Source organism: Ruegeria sp. BB9 (genome assembly GCF_056539345.1).
Window position 1 is genome coordinate 926,895 of record NZ_JBQFUU010000001.1, and the last position, 18,499, is coordinate 945,393.

Genomic DNA, 18,499 nt, shown 5'->3' on the forward strand with positions numbered 1-18,499 from the left:
TCTCATAAGGAACAAGAGGCGAACAAAGCAGCGATTGCCGCCCGGTGATGGGTGTGACAAAAGGGAAGGCGACAGGACAATGGCGGATCTTCTGACAATGAACGACAAGAAAAACCCCGACAAGCAAAAGGCGCTGGACAGCGCGTTGGCGCAGATCGAGCGGCAGTTCGGCAAGGGCTCGATCATGAAATTGGGCGATGGCGCCCGGCAGGAGATCGAGGCCAGTTCGACCGGGTCACTCGGGCTGGATATCGCCCTTGGCATCGGCGGACTGCCGATGGGTCGGATTGTCGAAATTTACGGCCCGGAAAGCTCGGGCAAGACGACCCTGACCCTGCATTGTATCGCCGAGCAGCAGAAACGCGGCGGCGTCTGTGCATTCGTCGATGCGGAACACGCGCTGGACCCGCAATACGCCCGCAAGCTGGGGGTGGATCTGGACGAACTGTTGATCTCACAGCCCGACACGGGTGAACAGGCGCTGGAAATCACCGATACGCTGGTGCGTTCCGGCGCAGTCAACATGGTTGTGGTGGACTCGGTGGCGGCGCTGACGCCGAAATCCGAGCTGGAAGGCGACATGGGCGACAGCAGCGTGGGCGTGCAGGCCCGGCTGATGAGCCAGGCGATGCGCAAACTGACAGGCTCGATCGCCCGCAGCAACTGCATGGTGATCTTCATCAACCAGATCCGCATGAAGATCGGCGTCATGTTCGGTAGCCCGGAAACCACGACCGGGGGCAACGCCCTGAAATTCTACAGCTCGGTCCGCCTGGACATCCGCCGCATCGGCGCGATCAAGGACCGCGACGAGGTGGTCGGCAACCAGACCCGCGTGAAGGTGGTGAAAAACAAGGTGGCCCCGCCGTTCAAGCAGGTTGAATTCGACATCATGTATGGCGAAGGCATCAGCAAGATGGGCGAACTGCTGGATCTTGGCGTCAAAGCCGGAGTGGTCGAAAAATCCGGCTCGTGGTTCAGCTATGGGGATGAGCGGATTGGGCAGGGGCGCGAGAACGCCAAGCAATACCTGCGGGACAACAGTCGGGTTGCGCTGGAAATCGAGGACAAGATCCGTGCCGCGCACGGGCTTGATTTCGACATGCCGCCTGCGGCGGATGAGGATGATATCCTCGAAGCCTGATCGGAAGATCAGAGAGAACACTGGCAAGGTGAGCCTTCGGGTTCACCTTGTTTCGTTTGCACTGCAGCAATCCTGTGGACTATCGGCGGGCAGGGGGCTAAACCGTCGCGATAGATCATGAATGCGCGCTGAGAGAGCCCAATGCCCACGCTGAACGATATCCGCTCAACCTTTCTGAACTACTTTGCCAAACAAGGGCACGAAGTGGTCGCGTCGAGCCCGCTTGTGCCGCGCAACGACCCGACGCTGATGTTCGTCAACTCGGGCATGGTGCAGTTCAAGAACCTGTTCACCGGCCTTGAGACACGCGACTACACACGTGCCACCACGGCGCAGAAATGCGTGCGCGCCGGCGGCAAGCACAACGACCTGGACAATGTCGGTTACACGGCCCGCCACCACACGTTCTTCGAGATGCTGGGCAACTTCTCGTTCGGAGACTATTTCAAATCGGAAGCGATTCCGTTCGCTTGGGAGTTGATCACCAAGGAGTTCGGGATCGACAAGAATCGTCTGCTGACGACCGTCTATCATACCGATGACGAGGCGTTCGAGATATGGAAGAAAGTCGGCGTTCCCGAAGACCGGATCATCCGCATCGCCACCAGCGACAATTTCTGGCAGATGGGCCCGACCGGCCCCTGCGGCCCCTGTACCGAGATCTTCTATGATCACGGCGACCACATCTGGGGCGGACCTCCGGGATCGGCCGAGGAAGACGGTGACCGGTTCATCGAGATCTGGAATATCGTTTTCATGCAGAACGAGCAGTTCGAAGACGGCTCGATGCGTGAACTGGACATGCAGTCGATCGATACCGGCATGGGTCTGGAACGGATCGGCGCGTTGCTGCAGGGCAGCCATGACAACTATGACACCGACCTGTTCAAGACACTGATCGAGGCCTCGGCCGAAGTCACGCATGTGGACCCCTATGGCGATCAGAATGTGCACCATCGGGTAATTGCCGACCACTTGCGGTCGACCTCTTTCCTGATTGCTGACGGGGTCATGCCCTCGAATGATGGTCGCGGATATGTCCTGCGCCGGATCATGCGCCGGGCCATGCGCCATGCGCATCTTCTGGGCGCCAAGGATCCGGTCATGCACAAGCTTGTTCCGACACTGGTTCAATTGATGGGCGCGCAGTATTCCGAGCTGGGTCGTGCTCAGGCTCTGATCGAAGAGACGTTGTTGTTGGAGGAAACCCGGTTCAAGCAGACGCTGGACCGCGGCCTCAAACTGCTGGATGACGAAGTGGCGGGCCTGCCGGACGGGGCGCCACTGCCCGGGGATGCCGCCTTCAAGCTGTATGACACCTATGGGTTCCCGCTTGACCTGACCCAGGATGCCCTGCGCGAAAAAGGTCGGACGGTTGATACCGACGGATTCGACACCGCCATGGCCGAGCAGAAGGCGAAGGCGCGCGCCGCCTGGGCTGGTTCGGGTGAGGCTGCAGATCAGGCAGTCTGGTTCGACATACTGGACGCAAGCGGTGCGACCGATTTCCTGGGCTACGAAACAGAAGTGGCTGAGGGTCAGGTTGTGGCCCTGGTGGTCGACGGTGACCTTGTAGACCGTATCGAGCAGGGCGGATCCGGCTGGGTGGTCGTAAATCAGACACCCTTTTACGGCGAGGCGGGTGGCCAAGTTGGCGATTCCGGCAGCATCCGCCGTCTTGAAGATCGCACCCAGAGCGCGACGGTCGAAGACACCCGGAAGTTCGCGGATGGCAAGGTCTATGCACACAAGATCGTCGTGGACAGCGGTGCGGTAGCCAAAGGTGATACCGTCGAACTAGAAGTCGATCACGCCCGGCGTTCGGCCATTCGAGCGAACCATTCGGCGACGCACCTCCTGCACGAAGCGCTGCGCGAAACGCTTGGCGATCATGTTGCACAGCGCGGATCGTTGAATGCTGCCGACCGTCTGCGGTTTGATTTCAGCCACGCCAAAGCGCTGACACCGGCCGAGCTGCAGACCGTTGAACGCGAGGTGAATGAGTTCATTCGTCAGAACTCGACGGTCGAAACCCGTATCATGACCCCGGACGATGCCCGCGCCTTGGGTGCACAGGCGTTGTTCGGTGAAAAATACGGCGACGAAGTCCGGGTTGTCTCGATGGGCAAGGCCCAGACCGGCAAGGGCCATGACGGCCAAACCTGGTCGATCGAACTGTGTGGCGGTACGCATGTGCGCCAGACTGGTGATATCGGGACCTTTGTCATTCTGGGTGACGGCGCAAGCAGCGCGGGTGTGCGGCGGATCGAAGCTCTGACCGGGGACGCTGCAATGCGGTATTTGACCGAGCGGGATCGGCGCCTTGGCCAGATTGCCGCCGAGTTGAAGGCGCAGCCGGATGATGTCGTCGATCGCATCAAAGCTCTGCTGGACGAGCGCAAGTCGTTGCAGAACGAAGTGGCGCAGTTGCGCCGCGATCTGGCGATGGCCGGTGGAGCCGGTCAAGGCGGCGGCGCTGAGGCCAAAGAGATCAATGGCGTCAAGTTCCTGGCGCAGGCTCTGAATGGGGTGTCGGGCAAGGATCTGCCGGCCCTCATTGATGAGCACAAAGCGCGGCTGGGATCAGGAGCCGTTCTTCTGATCGCCGACACGGGGGGCAAGGCTGCAGTCGCCGCCGGTGTCACAAGTGACCTGACGCAGTCGATATCGGCCGTCGATCTGGTCAAGGCTGCGGTGCAGGAACTGGGCGGCAAGGGCGGCGGCGGGCGTCCCGACATGGCGCAGGGCGGTGGTCGCGACGCCGCCAACGCCGCGGCGGCCATCAAGGCCGCGGAAGAGGTTTTGGGAGGATAAGATGCCAGCACTCTGGATAGCACATGTCACGGTTACTGATGCCGAAGCTTATGGCAAATACGCCGAGCTTGCCGGCCCGGCCATTTCCAAACACGGGGGCACGTTCATCGCCCGTGCAGGGCGCTACGTCCAACTGGAAGGCAAAGAGCGGCCCCGCAATGTCGTAGCCAAGTTCCCGTCGGTTGAAGCCGCCGTCGCCTGTTACAACTCGGCTGAATACCAAGAAGCCCTGAGCCACGCCCGGGGCGCAAGCGAGCGCGAATTGCTGGTCGTCGAAACGACCGAGTGAGAATCAGCCGGAGCCGGTTTTGGATCGGCTCCGGAACCCGCTTTGGATGACGCAACGTCAGACAAAGTTGCGACACCGATCCGGGAATTGGGCCAAAATTGTTCCGGTGATCACGTCCCGCAATAAAATTTACTCATGTTTTCAATTGGTTGAGCCTTTTTGTGGCGGTGAAATTATGACGCTCTACCTCTAATTGTGTCAGGCTTCGCCATTTTCTTGCGCAGAAAAGGTCATATTGAGTTACGAATTTCCGCCGTTTTTTGCCGACAACCTGACCGAGGATTGCCAGAGCCAGTCTGTTAACGGATAGTTTCCAAAAGCAGAATATGGTCCTCAGAAGCGGCAGTCAGTCGAACGTATGGGATCGAGGGACAGGCATGAATCGGGTTTTGGACAGGTTCAACGCAGTGGCAAGTCGCGCAGCCAGAAAGGCCACATTGGCTCTGGGTGTGTTGGGAGTGATCGGCGGTGCCGTTCTTACGACAGGACAAGCCAGCGCTTCAGAGACAGCTTTCATTTCGGGATTTTCGGCTTCGCCACCGCCGTCGGGCGCACGGACACTGTGCCGACAGTATGCGTGGGCCTGTGCGAACAAGAAATCGGTTTCGCTGCCCAGCCATCAGGAGCTGCGACTGGTCAAGCAAATCAATGCCCAGGTCAATGCGACAACGCGTGAGGTCACGGATCAGGTGCAGTACAAGACGCGGGAGCGTTGGGCCCTGCCAACATCGCGCGGCGGTGATTGCGAGGATTTTGCGCTGCTGAAAAAGCGTGACCTAATCAAGGCAGGAATTGATCCCAACAAGCTTTTGCTGGCGACCGTCCTGGACACCCGTCGCGGACCTCACGCGGTTCTGGTTTACCGCTCCAATCAGGGTGATCTCGTACTGGACAACCTGACCAATCGGATCAAACCCTGGTCGGCCACACGCTATTTGTTCCTGCGGATGCAGGACCCGAAACAGCCCCAGCGTTGGGTTGGGATCTACGGGCGAAGCTAAGAAGCAACAGCGAATTTGAGTTTCTTTAAGGCTCCAGCAAAAAAGGGCGATGAATTCATCGCCCTTTGTCATTTGTATGCCAGACTGCCACTCAAACGTGGCATCACGACCAAAGGCGGTTAGTCCTCGTCGTTGTTGGCGTTGTTGCCCTGACCAGGGCTTGCGCCTTCCGATCCATTTCCACCGCCATTATTACCGTTAACGCCGCCGCCGTTACCGTTGCCGCCGCCGTTACCGTTGCCGCCGCCGTTACCGTTGCCGCCGCCGTTACCGTTGCCGCCGCTTGAGCTGCCACCGTCGCCGCCGCCCGAGCCGCCATCACCCGAGCCGCCGCCGTCACCGCCGTCGCCACCGCCCGAGCCGCCATCACCCGAGCCGCCGCCGTCACCGCCGTCGCCACCACCAGAGCCGCCGTCACCAGATCCACCGCTGGAGCTACCGCCGCTTGAGCTGCCACCACCATCGCCGGACCCACCGCTGGAGCTGCCGCCACTCGAGCTGCCACCGCCATCGCCGGACCCGCCGCTGGAGCTGCCTCCGCTGGAGCTTCCACCATCGCCAGAACCGCCGCTGGAGCTGCCGCCGCTTGAGCTGCCACCGCCGTCGCCGGACCCACCACTGGAGCTACCGCCACTGGAACTGCCGCCGCTGGAGCTGCCACCGCTGGAGCTACCGCCCGATCCATCCGGGGGCGGTGCGGGATTATTGCCACCGCTCGAGCCACCGCTGGAGCTGCCACCACTGGAACTGCCACCGCTGGAGCTGCCGCCACCGGTTGGGGTAACGCCGCTTCCGCCAGAGGAACTCCCACCGCTCGAGCTGCCGCCCGAAGAACTACCACCCGGGTCCGAAGGGCCGTCGCCGGATCTTTGATCAACCGTACCAATCGACGCGGTCGGGAAATCCGTCAGTACGGCCGCAAAGGCAGGACAGGTCTGCAAAGTGCGGGCAAGAATGTCTTCGAAATCGGCACGACGCTGGATGTAACGCAGCATCCGTGCATCCACGACCGTACAGGCACACAGGGTTTCTGTGGAAACCGACTGCCGGGCTGTCTGGATCGTACACTTGTCCGCGGCGACAACAGGCCCGCCGGACATCAGAGGCAATGAAGCTGAAGCAAATACTATTGTCAGTAGACGGGATTTGATGCGCATATCGCGCCTCCTTAAACTCGTTAAACTCATCACCGAACAACCTGGCGATGACACACTTTGAACACAAATACACCCCTATCACGTCGCATTTTCAAGGGCAACACCGCGATAGCGATGCGGAATTAACTCATCTTATGAGCGAAATTGCAGGTAAAACAAAAGGGAAGCCATGAACCATTCATGGCTTCCCTGAGAAAACACCGTTTCAGATGGACGCAAAAATGCCACATTCGCGCCATTGTTTCCGACACGTTCAAAATCGAACGGACCGGGGGTCAGGCTGACTTGGCCATACGCTTGCGTTCGTGCGGGTCAAGGAACCGCTTTCGCAGTCGAATCGCGTTCGGGGTTACTTCGACCAGCTCATCGTCGTCGATGTAAGCAATGGCCTCCTCCAGCGAGAACTGGACATGCGGTGTCAGGCGAACGGCATCGTCCGAACCGCTGGCCCGCACGTTTGTCAGTTTCTTGCCTTTCAGCGGGTTCACCTCAAGGTCATTGTCCCGCGAGTGTTCGCCGATGATCATACCCTGGTACACATCGGTCTGGGGGCCGACGAACATCCGCCCACGCTCCTCCAGGTTCCACAGCGCATATGCGACGGCCTGGCCGTTCTCCATCGAGATCAGAACGCCGGCGCGGCGGCCGGGGATCGGGCCCTTGTGCGGTGCCCAGCCGTGGAAAACGCGGTTCAGAACGCCGGTGCCGCGGGTGTCGGTCAGGAATTCACCGTGATAGCCAATCAGACCGCGCGACGGTACATGCGCGATAATGCGGGTTTTGCCAACGCCTGCGGGGCGCATCTCAACCAACTCGCCCTTGCGCGCGCCTGTCACCTTTTCGATGACTGCGCCCGAGAATTCGTCATCCACGTCGATGGTGACTTCCTCGATAGGCTCCAGGCGTTGGCCGTCTTCCTCGCGGAACAGAACCTGCGGACGCGAGATGCTGAGTTCGAACCCTTCGCGACGCATGTTCTCGATCAGAACGCCCATCTGCAATTCACCGCGGCCCGCGACCTCGAAGGCTTCGCCACCGGGGGTGTCCGTGATCTGGATGGCCACGTTCGATTCGGCCTCTTTCATCAGGCGGTCGCGGATGACGCGCGACTGGACCTTCTTGCCGTCCCGCCCCGCCAGCGGCGAGTCGTTGATGCCGAAGGTCACCGTGATGGTCGGCGGGTCGATCGGCTGGGCGGGCAGGGCCTCATCCACCTGGGGCGCCACCAGCGAATCCGCAACGGTGGCCTTGCTCATGCCTGCGATGGTTACGATGTCGCCCGCTTCGGCGACGTCGATCGGTTGCTGGCTGAGACCACGGAAGGCCAGGATCTTGGTGGCCCGGAAATTCTCGATCAGCTTGCCGTCACGGCTGAGCGCTTTGAGGCTATCACCCGCTTTGAGCGTGCCGCTTTCCACACGGCCGGTCAGAATGCGACCGATGAACGGGTCGCTGCCCAGCGTGGTCGCCAACATGCGGAAGGGTTCATCCTTGCGCTCAGCTTGTTTGGGGGCGGGAACGTGGTCGACTACCAGATCGAACAGGGCGGACAGGTCCTTGCGTGGGCCGTCCAGTTCCATGTCGGCCCAGCCCGACCGCCCCGAGGCATACATGGCGGGGAAATCCAACTGGTCATCGTCGGCGCCGAGGTTGGCGAACAGGTCAAAGCACTCGTCCAGCGCGCGGTCGGGCTCGGCATCAGGCTTGTCGACCTTGTTCAGCACCACGATCGGACGCAGACCCAGCGCCAGCGCCTTCGAGGTCACGAATTTCGTCTGGGGCATCGGGCCTTCGGCGGCATCGACCAGCAGCACGACGCCGTCAACCATGCTGAGAATACGCTCGACCTCGCCGCCGAAATCGGCGTGGCCGGGGGTGTCAACGATGTTGATGCGCGTGCCTTTCCACTCGACACTGGTGGCTTTGGCCAGAATGGTGATGCCGCGTTCACGTTCGAGATCGTTGCTGTCCATGGCACGCTCGGCCACGGCCTGGTTTTCCCGGAATGCACCGGATTGTTTCAGTAGCTCGTCCACCAGGGTCGTTTTGCCGTGGTCCACGTGAGCGATGATTGCGATGTTGCGCAGGTCCATGAGGTCAGCCTTTGAACGGGAAGTTGCCGCGCGCATAACGCGGCGCGGCACAAGTTACCAGCCCTAACGCGCGATCAGTGGCCCGCAGTCTGCGAAAAGAGGTGGATGACCAGAATGCCGCCTAGAATCATCGCAAGGCCAAGAACCGCGGGCCAGTCCAGCCGTTGGCCAAAAACCACAAAGCCGATCAGCGCAATCAGAGCGATGCCAAGCCCGGACCAGATTGCATAAACGATGCCGACGGGCATTACCTTCAGCGTCAGCGCCATCAGGTAAAAGGCAAACCCATAGCCCACCACCACCAGCACCGAGGGCCAGAACCGGGTGAATTGCTGGCTGGCCTGCAGTGCGGTCGTTCCGATTGTCTCGGCAATAACAGCGAGAAGGAGGATCAGGTAGGCTTGGGGCATGGTTCTTGAACCCTTGATGCATCTGCTGCGACGTTGAGCACAGAATTCAGAAACGGCGCAAGGAATTTCAGGCAGTCGCCCCTTTCGTTGGTTCACCTAGGGTCAGGTAAACCCGACTATGGCAAGGCCATAAAGCGTGTAAACTAATACACGTTTTCGATTACTTTTTTAACGAGTGTGTTTCATGACGACATTTGCAAAAACGGTCGTATTGGCTTCGGCAATAATCGTGGCGATTGGGTGGCTTGCTGACGGGGGGTCCGTCGATACTGACGCAGCCAAATTGGTTGATAGGTCAAGCGCAACAACAGTTTGAACGCCACGAATGAAACGAAAAAGGAGCCCGCGGGCTCCTTTTTTGTGCGCCTATTGCTTTTCGATCGCCTTCACTTTGGACCGGTGATCCGACAGCCTCTTGATCAGGAATTGCCGCGCCTTGCGCTCGGCCAACCGGACGCGGATTTCGGTAAGGAAAGCCTCCTCAAGCGATTGGGAGGCTGCGCCCAGCACGTCACCGACTTCGACGTAGAACCGATCCTGGCCGGTTTCGTCCATGACCTTCATCGTATCCTCGGCCAGTTTCGCCGCGAGAATGGTGATGGTGTCGGACATCAGCGTGTGTTCTCGGTCAGGCGGCGTTTGACGTAGTCGGTCACGTTGGTCATCAGCGTATCCATGTGCTCACCCTGGAAGAAGTGGTCGGCTCCTTCAACCTCGGTATGGGTGATTGTGATACCCTTCTGTTCGTGCAGTTTTCCGACCAGTGCGGTGGTGTCCGCCGGCGGTGCTACACGGTCGGCCGTCCCGTTGATGATCAGCCCGGACGAGGGGCAGGGGGCAAGGAACGAAAAATCATACATGTTCGCGGGCGGCGACACGCTGATGAAGCCGGTGATCTCGGGGCGGCGCATCAGCAACTGCATGCCGATCCAGGCTCCGAACGAAAAGCCTGCGACCCAGCAGTGTTTCGAGTTGTTGTTCATCGACTGCAGATAGTCCAGCGCCGATGCCGCGTCGCTGAGTTCTCCGACGCCCTGGTCATACTCGCCCTGGCTTCGGCCGACGCCCCGGAAATTGAAGCGCAGGACCGTAAAGCCCATGTTGTAGAACGCGTAGTGCAGGTTGTAGACGACCTTGTTGTTCATGGTCCCGCCGAACTGGGGGTGCGGGTGCAGCACGATGGCGATCGGTGCGTCTTTTTCCTTTTGGGGGTGGTAACGGCCTTCCAGTCGGCCTTCAGGTCCGGGAAAAATCACCTCGGGCATGTGTGCGGTTGTCCTGTCTTTTTCTCGCGGGCGCCGGGATATACTTGACGGTTATCGTCAGGCACCTTAGAACGGTTCTAATTGAGTATCGCAGCGTGAACACGCTGTCAGTCGGAGATACGCACTGACCGCGGCGACGTCAATGTTTTCACGCGGTTCACGCCGGAGGGATCGAGGAAATGAAGCTGTCCACCAAAGGTCGTTACGCAATGGTTGCGCTGGCTGACATCGCGCTTCAGCCCGCCGACACTTTGGTGACGCTGGGTGAGATTTCCGAGCGTCAGGACATCTCGCTTCCTTATCTGGAACAGTTGTTCGTCAAACTTCGCCGCGCCGATCTGGTCGCATCGGTGCGCGGGCCGGGGGGCGGCTATCGTCTGGCGCGGCCTGCGTCCGAGATTCGCGTGGTCGAGATTTTGTCGGCGGTGGACGAGACCGTGGACGCCATGCACAAGGGGGCCGGGGCTTCGGGGGGATCCTCGGGCAGCCGGGCGCAGTCGCTGACCAATCGCCTGTGGGAAAGTCTCAGTGCGCATGTCTACGTGTTCCTGCACCAAACACGCTTGTCCGATGTGATCCAGAACGACCTTGCGCCGTGTCCGGCGGTGCCTGGGCTGTTCTCGGTCGTGGATGATTGACCGGTGAGCGGATCGGGAATCTCGAAGGGTGTGGCCGTGGATGAAAAGGTGAGTCCATGAGACGTGTTTACCTGGATCACAACGCCACGACCCCGCTGCGCCCCGAGGCGCGCGACGCGATGATCGCGGCGATGGAGGTCTGCGGCAACCCCTCCTCGGTACATGCCGAGGGGCGAGCGGCCAAGGCCGTCATCGAAAAGGCGCGTGCGCAGGTTGCGGCGGCCTTTGGGGCGGATGGGGCCGATATCGTATTCACATCCGGGTCGACCGAAGGCGCGGCGCTGGCCTTGGAAGGGCACGACCTGCATGGCGCGGCGATCGAACATGATGCCGTAAGGGCCTGGACTGTCGAGGATTTGCCGGTTTCGAGCCAAGGCGTTGTTACGGTTTCCGATCCGGCTCGGTCCACGTTGCAGCTCGCCAATTCTGAGACCGGACTCATTCAGGCCTTGCCCAAGGGTCTGGCCGTCACCGATGCCACGCAAGCGTTCGGGAAATTGCCGATCGCCTTCAACTGGTTGGACGTGCAGATGGCGTTGGTCTCGGCGCACAAGCTGGGCGGGCCAAAGGGTGCGGGCGCCGTGGTGATGAAACGCGGCACCGATCTGGAGGCCCGGATTAAGGGCGGTGGCCAGGAAATGGGGCGCCGGTCGGGAACGGAAAATGTCATTGGAATAGCAGGGTTCGGCGCTGCGGCTGAAGCAGCGGCGCGGGATCTGGCAAACGGAGTTTGGGAAAAGGTTGCAGAACTTAGAAATATTCTAGAAAAGGCCCTTGAGGCTGGTTCTAAATCTACTATTTTTGTCGGGAAAGATCAGGATCGGTTGCCTAACACCCTGTGCTTTGCGACGCCCGGCTGGAAGGGCGAAACGCAGGTAATGCAGATGGATCTGTCGGGCTTTGCGATCAGCGCCGGTTCGGCCTGCTCCAGCGGCAAGGTGAAGGCAAGCGCGGTACTGACCGCAATGGGATATGACGAGGCCACGGCAGCCAGCGCAGTACGCGTTTCGCTGGGCCCCGAGACGAGTGAAGAAGACGTGCTACGTTTCGCCGAAACGTGGCTGGAAAAAGAGAAAAAGCATCGCGCGCGGGCCGCGTGATCTGACGGAGGGTGGAACATGGCCGCTTTGGACCAGACCCAGGTAAAAGAAGGTGTCGATCAGGAAACCGTTGACGCGGTACGCGAGGTCGGAACCTATAAATACGGGTGGGATACGGATATCGAGATGGAGTACGCGCCCAAAGGCGTGAACCCCGATATCGTCAAGCTGATCTCGGAAAAGAACGAAGAACCCGAGTGGATGACCGAATGGCGTCTGAAAGCCTTCGAGCGCTGGACCCAGATGGAAGAGCCCAAATGGGCCATGGTTCACTATCCGAAGATCGACTTTCAGGACCAGTATTACTACGCCCGGCCCAAGTCGATGGAGACCAAGCCCAAGTCGCTGGACGAGGTCGATCCCAAACTGCTGGCCACTTACGAAAAGCTGGGTATCCCGCTGAAAGAGCAGATGATTCTGGCAGGCGTCGAAGGCGCTGAGGATGCCCCGGCCGAGGGCCGCAAGGTCGCCGTGGATGCGGTGTTCGACTCGGTTTCGGTGGGCACGACCTTCCAGGCCGAGCTGAAGAAGGCCGGCGTCATCTTCTGCTCGATCTCCGAGGCGATCAAGGAACACCCCGAACTGGTCAAAAAGTATCTGGGCTCGGTTGTTCCGGTGTCGGACAACTTCTACGCCACGTTAAACTCGGCCGTGTTCTCGGACGGCTCGTTCGTCTATGTGCCGCCCGGCGTGCGCTGCCCGATGGAGCTGAGCACCTATTTCCGCATCAACGCAGAAAACACGGGGCAGTTCGAGCGGACGCTGATCATCGCCGACAAGGGCTCGTACGTGTCCTATCTGGAAGGCTGTACCGCGCCGCAGCGTGATACCGCGCAGCTGCACGCCGCAGTGGTCGAAATCATCGTCGAAGAAGATGCCGAGGTGAAATACTCGACCGTTCAGAACTGGTTCCCGGGGGATGAGAACGGCAAGGGCGGCATCTACAACTTCGTGACCAAGCGCGCCGATTGCCGGGGCGACCGGTCAAAGGTGATGTGGACGCAGGTCGAGACCGGCAGTGCCGTGACCTGGAAATACCCGTCCTGCATCCTGCGAGGCGATGACAGCCAGGGCGAGTTCTATTCGATCGCCATCACCAACAACATGCAGCAGGCCGATACCGGCACCAAGATGATCCATCTGGGCAAGAACACCAAGTCGCGTATCGTGTCCAAGGGCATCAGCGCGGGCAAGGCCCAGAACACCTATCGCGGGCTGGTGTCGATGCACCCCAAGGCCAAGAACAGCCGCAACTATACCCAGTGCGACAGCCTGCTGATCGGCGACAAATGCGGGGCGCACACCGTTCCGTATATCGAGGTCAAGAACAACAGCAGCCGGGTCGAGCACGAGGCCACCACCTCGAAAGTCGATGACGATCAGCTCTTCTATTGCCGCCAGCGCGGCATGGACGAGGAAGAGGCCGTGGCGCTAGTTGTCAACGGGTTCTGCAAGGACGTGCTGCAGGCGCTGCCGATGGAGTTCGCCATGGAAGCCCAGCAGCTGGTCGCGATCTCGCTGGAAGGCTCGGTCGGCTGATGGCGCGTACCAGCCAAATCAGCCAAGAGGCCAAGGTTTTCGAAACCAATGCCAAGGAAGGCGCACGCTCGGAGGCTTTCTGTTGGTTGTCACGTCGGGCCGTGTTGCCGGTTGTGTTGATTTGTGTGGGACTCATTGTTGCGGCATTCGTCAAAAACGGACCGATGGCTGGAAGTCTGAGTCTTCTGATTTTCGTGCCGCTGTTGATCGTGGTTTGGAGGCTCTGGTGGCGTCAGTTTCAGAAGATATGGAAGTATTGGAGAAGTTGATGGCGCGAAATCACCAAAACGGCATCCGCAAGGATAATTTGCTGACTTGGCTTGGCTATGCGCTGCCGGTTCTGGGCGGCTTGCTGGGCGTGGCCTATGTCAACGTCAACTACACCGATTTCATCAACCCGGTCTGGGCAATCGGCGGCGGGGCGGTCCTGGGATGGATCGCGGCGCGGCTGCTGCGCAGAGTGCTGGGATAGGGACAAACCGGGGCCGGCGCGTCCCGACGATACGCAAAAGGAAAAAACATGCTGGAAATCAAGAACCTGCACGTCAAACTTGAGGAAGAGGAAAAGCAGATCCTCAAGGGCGTGGACCTGACGGTCGAGGCCGGCAAGGTACACGCGATCATGGGGCCGAACGGCTCGGGCAAGTCGACGCTCAGCTATGTGCTTTCGGGCCGTGACGGGTATGAGGTAACCGAGGGTTCGGCGACTCTGGATGGCGCCGACCTGCTGGAGATGGAGCCGGAAGAGCGTGCCGCCGCCGGCGTGTTCCTCGCGTTCCAATACCCGGTCGAAATCCCGGGCGTGGGCAACATGACCTTCCTGCGCACCGCCGTGAACGCCCAGCGCAAGGCGCGCGGCGAAGAGGAACTGTCGGCCGCCGACTTCCTCAAGCTGATCCGCGAAAAGGCCAAGTCGCTGAAGATCGACGCCGACATGCTGAAACGCCCCGTGAACGTGGGCTTCTCGGGCGGTGAGAAGAAGCGCAACGAAATCCTGCAGATGGCGATGCTGGAACCCAAGATGTGCATCCTGGACGAGACCGACTCGGGCCTTGACGTGGATGCGATGAAGCTGGTGGCCGAGGGCGTGAACGCGCTGCGCGACGAAGGCCGCGGGTTTCTGGTGATCACCCACTATCAGCGCCTGCTGGACCACATCAAACCCGACGTGGTGCACATCATGGCCGATGGCCGGATCGTCAAGACCGGCGGGCCTGAGCTTGCGCTGGAGGTCGAAAACAACGGTTACGCCGACATTCTTGCCGAGGTGAACTGATGGCCTTGCCCGATGTGAAACAATCCGCGACCGAGGCGCGGCTCGCCACGCTGCGCATGCCCGAAGCCGGCTGCACCCGCGAAGCGCGTGAGGTGGCCCTGGCCCGGCTGCGCGCCATGGGTCTGCCCGGGCGGCGCGACGAGTATTGGAAATACACGCGTCCCGATACGCTGATCTCGCCCGAGGTTCCGGTGGCCGAGGTATTCCACACCGACGAGCCGATGGTCTTTGACGGGTTTGACCGCTTGAAGATCGTCTTCGTCGATGGCGTATTCAGCCCCGAGGACAGCGATGATCTGACGCTGGAAGGCGTGAGCATCGACCGGCTTGAGGATATCTGCTGCAAGGACATCCACTGGGCCAAGCAGCTGTATGGCGTGCTGGAAGAAAGGGGCCAGACCCCGGTTCAGCGCCCGCTCGCGGCCTTGAACACCGCCTTTGCGCAGGACGGCGTGGCGATCCATGTGACCGGCAAACCGTCCAAGCCGATCAGCCTGATCTATCGCCACGACTCCGAGACCTCGGACGCGATCCTGCACCACGTGATCCGCGTGGAAAGTGGCGCCGAGGTGACAATTCTCGAGAATGGTCCGGCGGCCTCGCGGTTCAACAAATGCATCGAGATCGACATCGCCGATGGCGGCACGCTGCACCATGTCCGGGCGCAGGGCAGGGACCATCAGCGCCGCGCCGCGACGCATATGTTCACCCGGTTGGGCAAGGAATCCGTTTATAAATCCTTTACCCTGACCGTGAATGGTGTGCTGACGCGCAATGAACAGGTGGTCGAGCTGACCGGCGACGATGCGGTGGCGCATGTGGCCGGCGCTTGTGTGGGCGATGGCGACTTCCACCATGACGACACGGTGTTCATCACCCATGACGCGGTGAACTGCGAAAGCCGTCAGGTGTTCAAGAAGGTTCTGCGCAACGGCGCGACCGGCGTGTTCCAGGGCAAGATCCTGGTCAAGGAGGGCGCCCAGAAGACCGACGGTTACCAGATCAGCCAGTCTTTGCTGTTGGATGACGACAGTCAGTTTCTGGCCAAGCCCGAGCTTGAGATCTATGCCGATGACGTGGCCTGCTCGCACGGGTCGACCTCGGGTGCCATCGACGAGACCGCGATGTTCTACCTGCGCTCGCGCGGGGTTCCGGCCAAGGAAGCGACCAACATGCTGACGCTGGCCTTTTTGGCAGAAGCCGTGGAAGAGATCGAAGACGAAGCGCTGGCCGAGGACATCGTCTCGCGGCTGGAAGGCTGGTTGGCGCGGCACAGCTGATGCCGGTGACCACCGATATCGTCGCCTCCTATCGCGGGCCCGGTCGAGTTGTGCGTCGACTTCTGGACATGGGCCCGCGCGAAGACCGCGCGCTGGCCTTTGTCATGGCGTTCTGTGTGATTGGCTTTATCGCACAGTTGCCGGGCCTTGCGCGCCGTGCCCATCTTGAGGGGCTGGACCTGAACATGCTGATGGGTGGGGCCCTGTTGGGGTCGGTCTTCATTCTGCCGTTGCTGTTTTACGTCCTTGCATGGGGGACTCACCTGATTTCTCGCATGTTCGGCGGTGCAACCACGTCCTATCAGGCGCGGCTTGCGCTGTTCTGGGCTCTGCTCGCCTCATCACCGCTGGTGTTGTTGAACGGGCTGGTGGCTGGTTTCATCGGTCCGGGCCCTGTCCAGACACTGACCGGAGCCCTTTGGGTTGCGGTATTCGTCTGGTTCTGGTTTTCCGGGTTTTCTCAAACACGAAGGGCGCGGGCATGAACGCCGCATTTCTGGGACATCTGGCCGTTCTGACATTGGCAAATCCGGCCGAGGCGGCAAGGCGTCTGTTGGCCGGAGTACCCGGTCGGGATGTGCTTTGGACAGCGCTGGCATTGGTCGTTGTCCTGAACGCTTTGTCTCAATCACTATCGACCCTTGTGTTTCCGGCGCTTGATCCATCGCTGGATATGGCGTTTGAACCGGTCGTGCAGTCGTTGGCGACTTCGGCCGGAGCCGTTCTCTTGGGCATCTTCGCGTTTCATTTTGTCGGCAGGATGATTGGCGGCACCGGCAGCCTGGACGGTATGATGCTGCTGATGGTCTGGCTGCAATTCCTGCAGATTCTGGGCCAATTGATCATCTTCGTCATGGTGATGATTGCGCCGACTATGTTCCTGATCCTCGTATTGGGGATGAGCCTGTACAGCCTCTACATCAGCCTGCATTTCATCAATCAGGCGCACCATTTCGACTCGCTGGGCAAATCCTTTGTGGTCATCCTCATCTCGGGATTGCTGGCGATACCTTTCGTCCTGTTGATGACCCCAAGCGGGCCTGTTTAGGGAATTCGATCATGTATGACGTCCAGAAAATCCGCGCCGATTTCCCGATCCTCTCGCGTGAGGTGAACGGGAAACCCCTGACCTATCTCGACAACGGGGCCTCGGCGCAGAAACCTCAGGTGGTGATAGATGCGGTTACCAATGCCTATGCGCACGAGTATTCGAACGTGCATCGCGGATTGCACTACCTGTCGAACCTAGCGACCGAAAAATACGAATCCGTGCGCGGGACCGTCGCCCGGTTTTTGAATGTCGCGAATGAGGATGAGATCGTCCTGAATTCCGGGACGACCGAGGGGATCAACCTTGTCGCATATGGATGGGCCATGCCACGGATGCAGGCCGGCGATGAAATCGTTCTGAGCGTCATGGAGCATCATGCCAACATCGTACCCTGGCATTTCCTGCGCGAACGCCAGGGCGTCGTTCTGAAATGGGTGGACGTGGATGCAAGTGGTGCGCTGGATCCGCAGGCCGTGATCGACGCCATCGGGCCCAAGACCAAACTGGTGGCGGTGACCCAGTGTTCCAACGTTCTGGGTACCGTGGTTGACGTAAAGACGATTACCGAAGGCGCCCATGCCAAAGGCGTGCCTGTGCTGGTCGACGGAAGCCAGGGCGCGGTTCACATGCCGGTGGATCTGCAGGATATCGGGTGTGATTTCTATGCTATCACCGGGCACAAGCTGTACGGCCCCTCGGGATCTGGCGCCATTTTCATCAAGTCCGAACGGATGGCGGAAATGCGCCCCTTCATCGGCGGTGGAGACATGATCAAGGAGGTCTCGAAGGAGACGGTGATCTACAACGATCCGCCGATGAAATTCGAAGCCGGCACTCCGGGTATCGTCCAGACGATCGGCATGGGCGTTGCGCTGGACTACATGATGGGTTTGGGGATGGACAACATCGCGGCTCATGAGGCGGGCTTGCGCGACTATGCAATGCAGCGCCTGACCGGGCTGAACTGGCTGCAGGTTCAGGGGACGACGCCCGACAAGGCCGCTATCTTCAGCTTTACGCTGGATGGTGCGGGCCACGCGCACGATGTATCCACTATTCTCGACAAGAAGGGCGTCGCCGTTCGGGCGGGGCACCATTGCGCCGGACCGTTGATGGATCATCTCGGGGTTACGGCCACTTGCCGCGCCAGTTTTGGTCTGTACAACACAACCGATGAGGTCGACACGCTGATCGATGCGCTGGAACTGGCGCACGAATTGTTTGCCTGATTGTTCGTCGCTAAACCGCGTTCCGACATGCAAAATCCAGTTGCACCCGGATCGGAACAAGGTTAGCTAACGGCCAACGCACCTGTAGCTCAGCTGGATAGAGCGCTGCCCTCCGAAGGCAGAGGCCAGAGGTTCGAATCCTCTCAGGTGCGCCACTTTCTTCCAGAGTTTCAAGGCGTAGCGCTTCTGCGCCTGTGTCCGTCACTGCCAGAT

The 18,499-nt window shown here is 60.1% G+C and carries 19 protein-coding genes and 1 tRNA gene; 15 read left to right on the forward strand and 5 right to left on the reverse strand.

Features of this window, described 5'->3' with window-relative positions; translation table 11 throughout:
* The first annotated feature begins 79 nt into the window (after positions 1 to 79).
* The 4 genes from recA to ACR0FC_RS04635 all read left to right on the forward strand — a co-directional run bounded on the left by recA (position 80) and on the right by ACR0FC_RS04635 (position 5,248).
* On the forward strand, positions 80 to 1,144 hold the full coding sequence (gene recA / locus ACR0FC_RS04620; RefSeq protein WP_170338550.1) for a recombinase RecA: 1,065 nt from the start codon (positions 80 to 82) through the stop codon (positions 1,142 to 1,144).
* A gap of 141 nt (positions 1,145 to 1,285) precedes the next feature.
* Positions 1,286 to 3,958 carry an alanine--tRNA ligase gene (gene alaS, locus ACR0FC_RS04625; RefSeq protein ID WP_170338552.1) on the forward strand — a complete coding sequence of 891 codons (2,673 nt, stop codon included), beginning with the start codon at positions 1,286 to 1,288 and terminating at the stop codon, positions 3,956 to 3,958.
* A 1-nt stretch (position 3,959) separates the two neighbouring features.
* Complete coding sequence (locus ACR0FC_RS04630; protein WP_093962104.1) at positions 3,960 to 4,247, forward strand: DUF1330 domain-containing protein; 288 nt, start codon at positions 3,960 to 3,962, stop codon at positions 4,245 to 4,247.
* A 377-nt stretch (positions 4,248 to 4,624) separates the two neighbouring features.
* On the forward strand, positions 4,625 to 5,248 hold the full coding sequence (locus ACR0FC_RS04635) for a transglutaminase-like cysteine peptidase (protein ID WP_170338554.1): 624 nt from the start codon (positions 4,625 to 4,627) through the stop codon (positions 5,246 to 5,248).
* 119 nt (positions 5,249 to 5,367) lie between these two features.
* Here the strand turns inward: ACR0FC_RS04635 and ACR0FC_RS04640 are convergent, their stop codons facing one another.
* From ACR0FC_RS04640 to ACR0FC_RS04660, 5 genes are all read right to left on the reverse strand, one after another.
* On the reverse strand, positions 5,368 to 6,243 hold the full coding sequence (locus ACR0FC_RS04640; RefSeq protein ID WP_480656799.1) for a hypothetical protein: 876 nt from the start codon (positions 6,241 to 6,243) through the stop codon (positions 5,368 to 5,370).
* Between the two features lie 437 nt (positions 6,244 to 6,680).
* Positions 6,681 to 8,498, reverse strand: coding sequence for a translational GTPase TypA (gene typA, locus ACR0FC_RS04645; protein WP_170338557.1), 1,818 nt, complete (start codon positions 8,496 to 8,498; stop codon positions 6,681 to 6,683).
* Between the two features lie 74 nt (positions 8,499 to 8,572).
* The gene (locus tag ACR0FC_RS04650; RefSeq protein ID WP_093962101.1) at positions 8,573 to 8,908 is read right to left on the reverse strand and encodes a DMT family transporter; all 336 of its coding nucleotides are present in this window, start codon (positions 8,906 to 8,908) and stop codon (positions 8,573 to 8,575) included.
* Positions 8,909 to 9,274: 366 nt separating this feature from the next.
* Entirely contained in the window at positions 9,275 to 9,520 is a 246-nt protein-coding gene (locus ACR0FC_RS04655) for a hypothetical protein (RefSeq protein WP_093962100.1), read from the reverse strand.
* Positions 9,520 to 10,173 (reverse strand): alpha/beta hydrolase, encoded by a 654-nt coding sequence (locus ACR0FC_RS04660; RefSeq protein WP_093962099.1) that lies wholly within the window; start codon positions 10,171 to 10,173, stop codon positions 9,520 to 9,522. The genes ACR0FC_RS04655 and ACR0FC_RS04660 overlap by 1 nt, the downstream gene beginning before the upstream one ends.
* 179 nt (positions 10,174 to 10,352) lie before the next feature.
* Here ACR0FC_RS04660 and iscR point away from each other — a divergent pair, with 179 nt between their 5' ends.
* The 11 genes from iscR to ACR0FC_RS04715 all read left to right on the forward strand — a co-directional run bounded on the left by iscR (position 10,353) and on the right by ACR0FC_RS04715 (position 18,441).
* A complete protein-coding gene (gene iscR, locus ACR0FC_RS04665; protein ID WP_093962098.1) occupies positions 10,353 to 10,811 on the forward strand; it encodes a Fe-S cluster assembly transcriptional regulator IscR in 459 nt (152 codons plus the stop codon).
* A 56-nt stretch (positions 10,812 to 10,867) separates the two neighbouring features.
* Positions 10,868 to 11,911 (forward strand): cysteine desulfurase family protein, encoded by a 1,044-nt coding sequence (locus ACR0FC_RS04670; protein WP_170338559.1) that lies wholly within the window; start codon positions 10,868 to 10,870, stop codon positions 11,909 to 11,911.
* Between the two features lie 18 nt (positions 11,912 to 11,929).
* Positions 11,930 to 13,450: a Fe-S cluster assembly protein SufB gene (gene sufB, locus ACR0FC_RS04675; protein ID WP_170338561.1), complete on the forward strand. Its 1,521-nt coding sequence runs from the start codon at positions 11,930 to 11,932 to the stop codon at positions 13,448 to 13,450.
* Positions 13,450 to 13,719, forward strand: a complete 270-nt coding sequence (locus ACR0FC_RS04680; protein ID WP_170338563.1) for a hypothetical protein — start codon at positions 13,450 to 13,452, stop codon at positions 13,717 to 13,719. Before sufB ends, ACR0FC_RS04680 begins: the two co-directional genes overlap by 1 nt.
* The gene (locus ACR0FC_RS04685) at positions 13,719 to 13,922 is read left to right on the forward strand and encodes a hypothetical protein (protein WP_170338565.1); all 204 of its coding nucleotides are present in this window, start codon (positions 13,719 to 13,721) and stop codon (positions 13,920 to 13,922) included. Before ACR0FC_RS04680 ends, ACR0FC_RS04685 begins: the two co-directional genes overlap by 1 nt.
* Before the next feature lie 48 nt (positions 13,923 to 13,970).
* Positions 13,971 to 14,726, forward strand: a complete 756-nt coding sequence (gene sufC, locus ACR0FC_RS04690) for a Fe-S cluster assembly ATPase SufC (protein ID WP_170338566.1) — start codon at positions 13,971 to 13,973, stop codon at positions 14,724 to 14,726.
* Complete coding sequence (gene sufD / locus ACR0FC_RS04695) at positions 14,726 to 16,006, forward strand: Fe-S cluster assembly protein SufD (protein WP_170338568.1); 1,281 nt, start codon at positions 14,726 to 14,728, stop codon at positions 16,004 to 16,006. The genes sufC and sufD overlap by 1 nt, the downstream gene beginning before the upstream one ends.
* Positions 16,006 to 16,491, forward strand: a complete 486-nt coding sequence (locus ACR0FC_RS04700; protein WP_093962092.1) for a YIP1 family protein — start codon at positions 16,006 to 16,008, stop codon at positions 16,489 to 16,491. Before sufD ends, ACR0FC_RS04700 begins: the two co-directional genes overlap by 1 nt.
* Complete coding sequence (locus tag ACR0FC_RS04705) at positions 16,488 to 17,054, forward strand: Yip1 family protein (RefSeq protein WP_093962091.1); 567 nt, start codon at positions 16,488 to 16,490, stop codon at positions 17,052 to 17,054. The genes ACR0FC_RS04700 and ACR0FC_RS04705 overlap by 4 nt, the downstream gene beginning before the upstream one ends.
* A gap of 11 nt (positions 17,055 to 17,065) precedes the next feature.
* The gene (locus ACR0FC_RS04710) at positions 17,066 to 18,286 is read left to right on the forward strand and encodes a cysteine desulfurase (protein WP_170338570.1); all 1,221 of its coding nucleotides are present in this window, start codon (positions 17,066 to 17,068) and stop codon (positions 18,284 to 18,286) included.
* Positions 18,287 to 18,364: 78 nt separating this feature from the next.
* Positions 18,365 to 18,441 (forward strand) — tRNA-Arg (locus ACR0FC_RS04715).
* The last annotated feature ends 58 nt before the right edge of the window (positions 18,442 to 18,499 follow it).

Coding starts and splice junctions, on each gene's coding strand:
- recA (WP_170338550.1), top strand. CDS start 80: ATGGCGGATCTTCTGACAATGAACGACAAGAAAAACCCCGACAAGCAA.
- alaS (WP_170338552.1), top strand. CDS start 1,286: ATGCCCACGCTGAACGATATCCGCTCAACCTTTCTGAACTACTTTGCC.
- ACR0FC_RS04630 (WP_093962104.1), top strand. CDS start 3,960: ATGCCAGCACTCTGGATAGCACATGTCACGGTTACTGATGCCGAAGCT.
- ACR0FC_RS04635 (WP_170338554.1), top strand. CDS start 4,625: ATGAATCGGGTTTTGGACAGGTTCAACGCAGTGGCAAGTCGCGCAGCC.
- ACR0FC_RS04640 (WP_480656799.1), bottom strand. CDS start 6,243: ATGCTGCGTTACATCCAGCGTCGTGCCGATTTCGAAGACATTCTTGCC.
- typA (WP_170338557.1), bottom strand. CDS start 8,498: ATGGACCTGCGCAACATCGCAATCATCGCTCACGTGGACCACGGCAAA.
- ACR0FC_RS04650 (WP_093962101.1), bottom strand. CDS start 8,908: ATGCCCCAAGCCTACCTGATCCTCCTTCTCGCTGTTATTGCCGAGACA.
- ACR0FC_RS04655 (WP_093962100.1), bottom strand. CDS start 9,520: ATGTCCGACACCATCACCATTCTCGCGGCGAAACTGGCCGAGGATACG.
- ACR0FC_RS04660 (WP_093962099.1), bottom strand. CDS start 10,173: ATGCCCGAGGTGATTTTTCCCGGACCTGAAGGCCGACTGGAAGGCCGT.
- iscR (WP_093962098.1), top strand. CDS start 10,353: ATGAAGCTGTCCACCAAAGGTCGTTACGCAATGGTTGCGCTGGCTGAC.
- ACR0FC_RS04670 (WP_170338559.1), top strand. CDS start 10,868: ATGAGACGTGTTTACCTGGATCACAACGCCACGACCCCGCTGCGCCCC.
- sufB (WP_170338561.1), top strand. CDS start 11,930: ATGGCCGCTTTGGACCAGACCCAGGTAAAAGAAGGTGTCGATCAGGAA.
- ACR0FC_RS04680 (WP_170338563.1), top strand. CDS start 13,450: ATGGCGCGTACCAGCCAAATCAGCCAAGAGGCCAAGGTTTTCGAAACC.
- ACR0FC_RS04685 (WP_170338565.1), top strand. CDS start 13,719: ATGGCGCGAAATCACCAAAACGGCATCCGCAAGGATAATTTGCTGACT.
- sufC (WP_170338566.1), top strand. CDS start 13,971: ATGCTGGAAATCAAGAACCTGCACGTCAAACTTGAGGAAGAGGAAAAG.
- sufD (WP_170338568.1), top strand. CDS start 14,726: ATGGCCTTGCCCGATGTGAAACAATCCGCGACCGAGGCGCGGCTCGCC.
- ACR0FC_RS04700 (WP_093962092.1), top strand. CDS start 16,006: ATGCCGGTGACCACCGATATCGTCGCCTCCTATCGCGGGCCCGGTCGA.
- ACR0FC_RS04705 (WP_093962091.1), top strand. CDS start 16,488: ATGAACGCCGCATTTCTGGGACATCTGGCCGTTCTGACATTGGCAAAT.
- ACR0FC_RS04710 (WP_170338570.1), top strand. CDS start 17,066: ATGTATGACGTCCAGAAAATCCGCGCCGATTTCCCGATCCTCTCGCGT.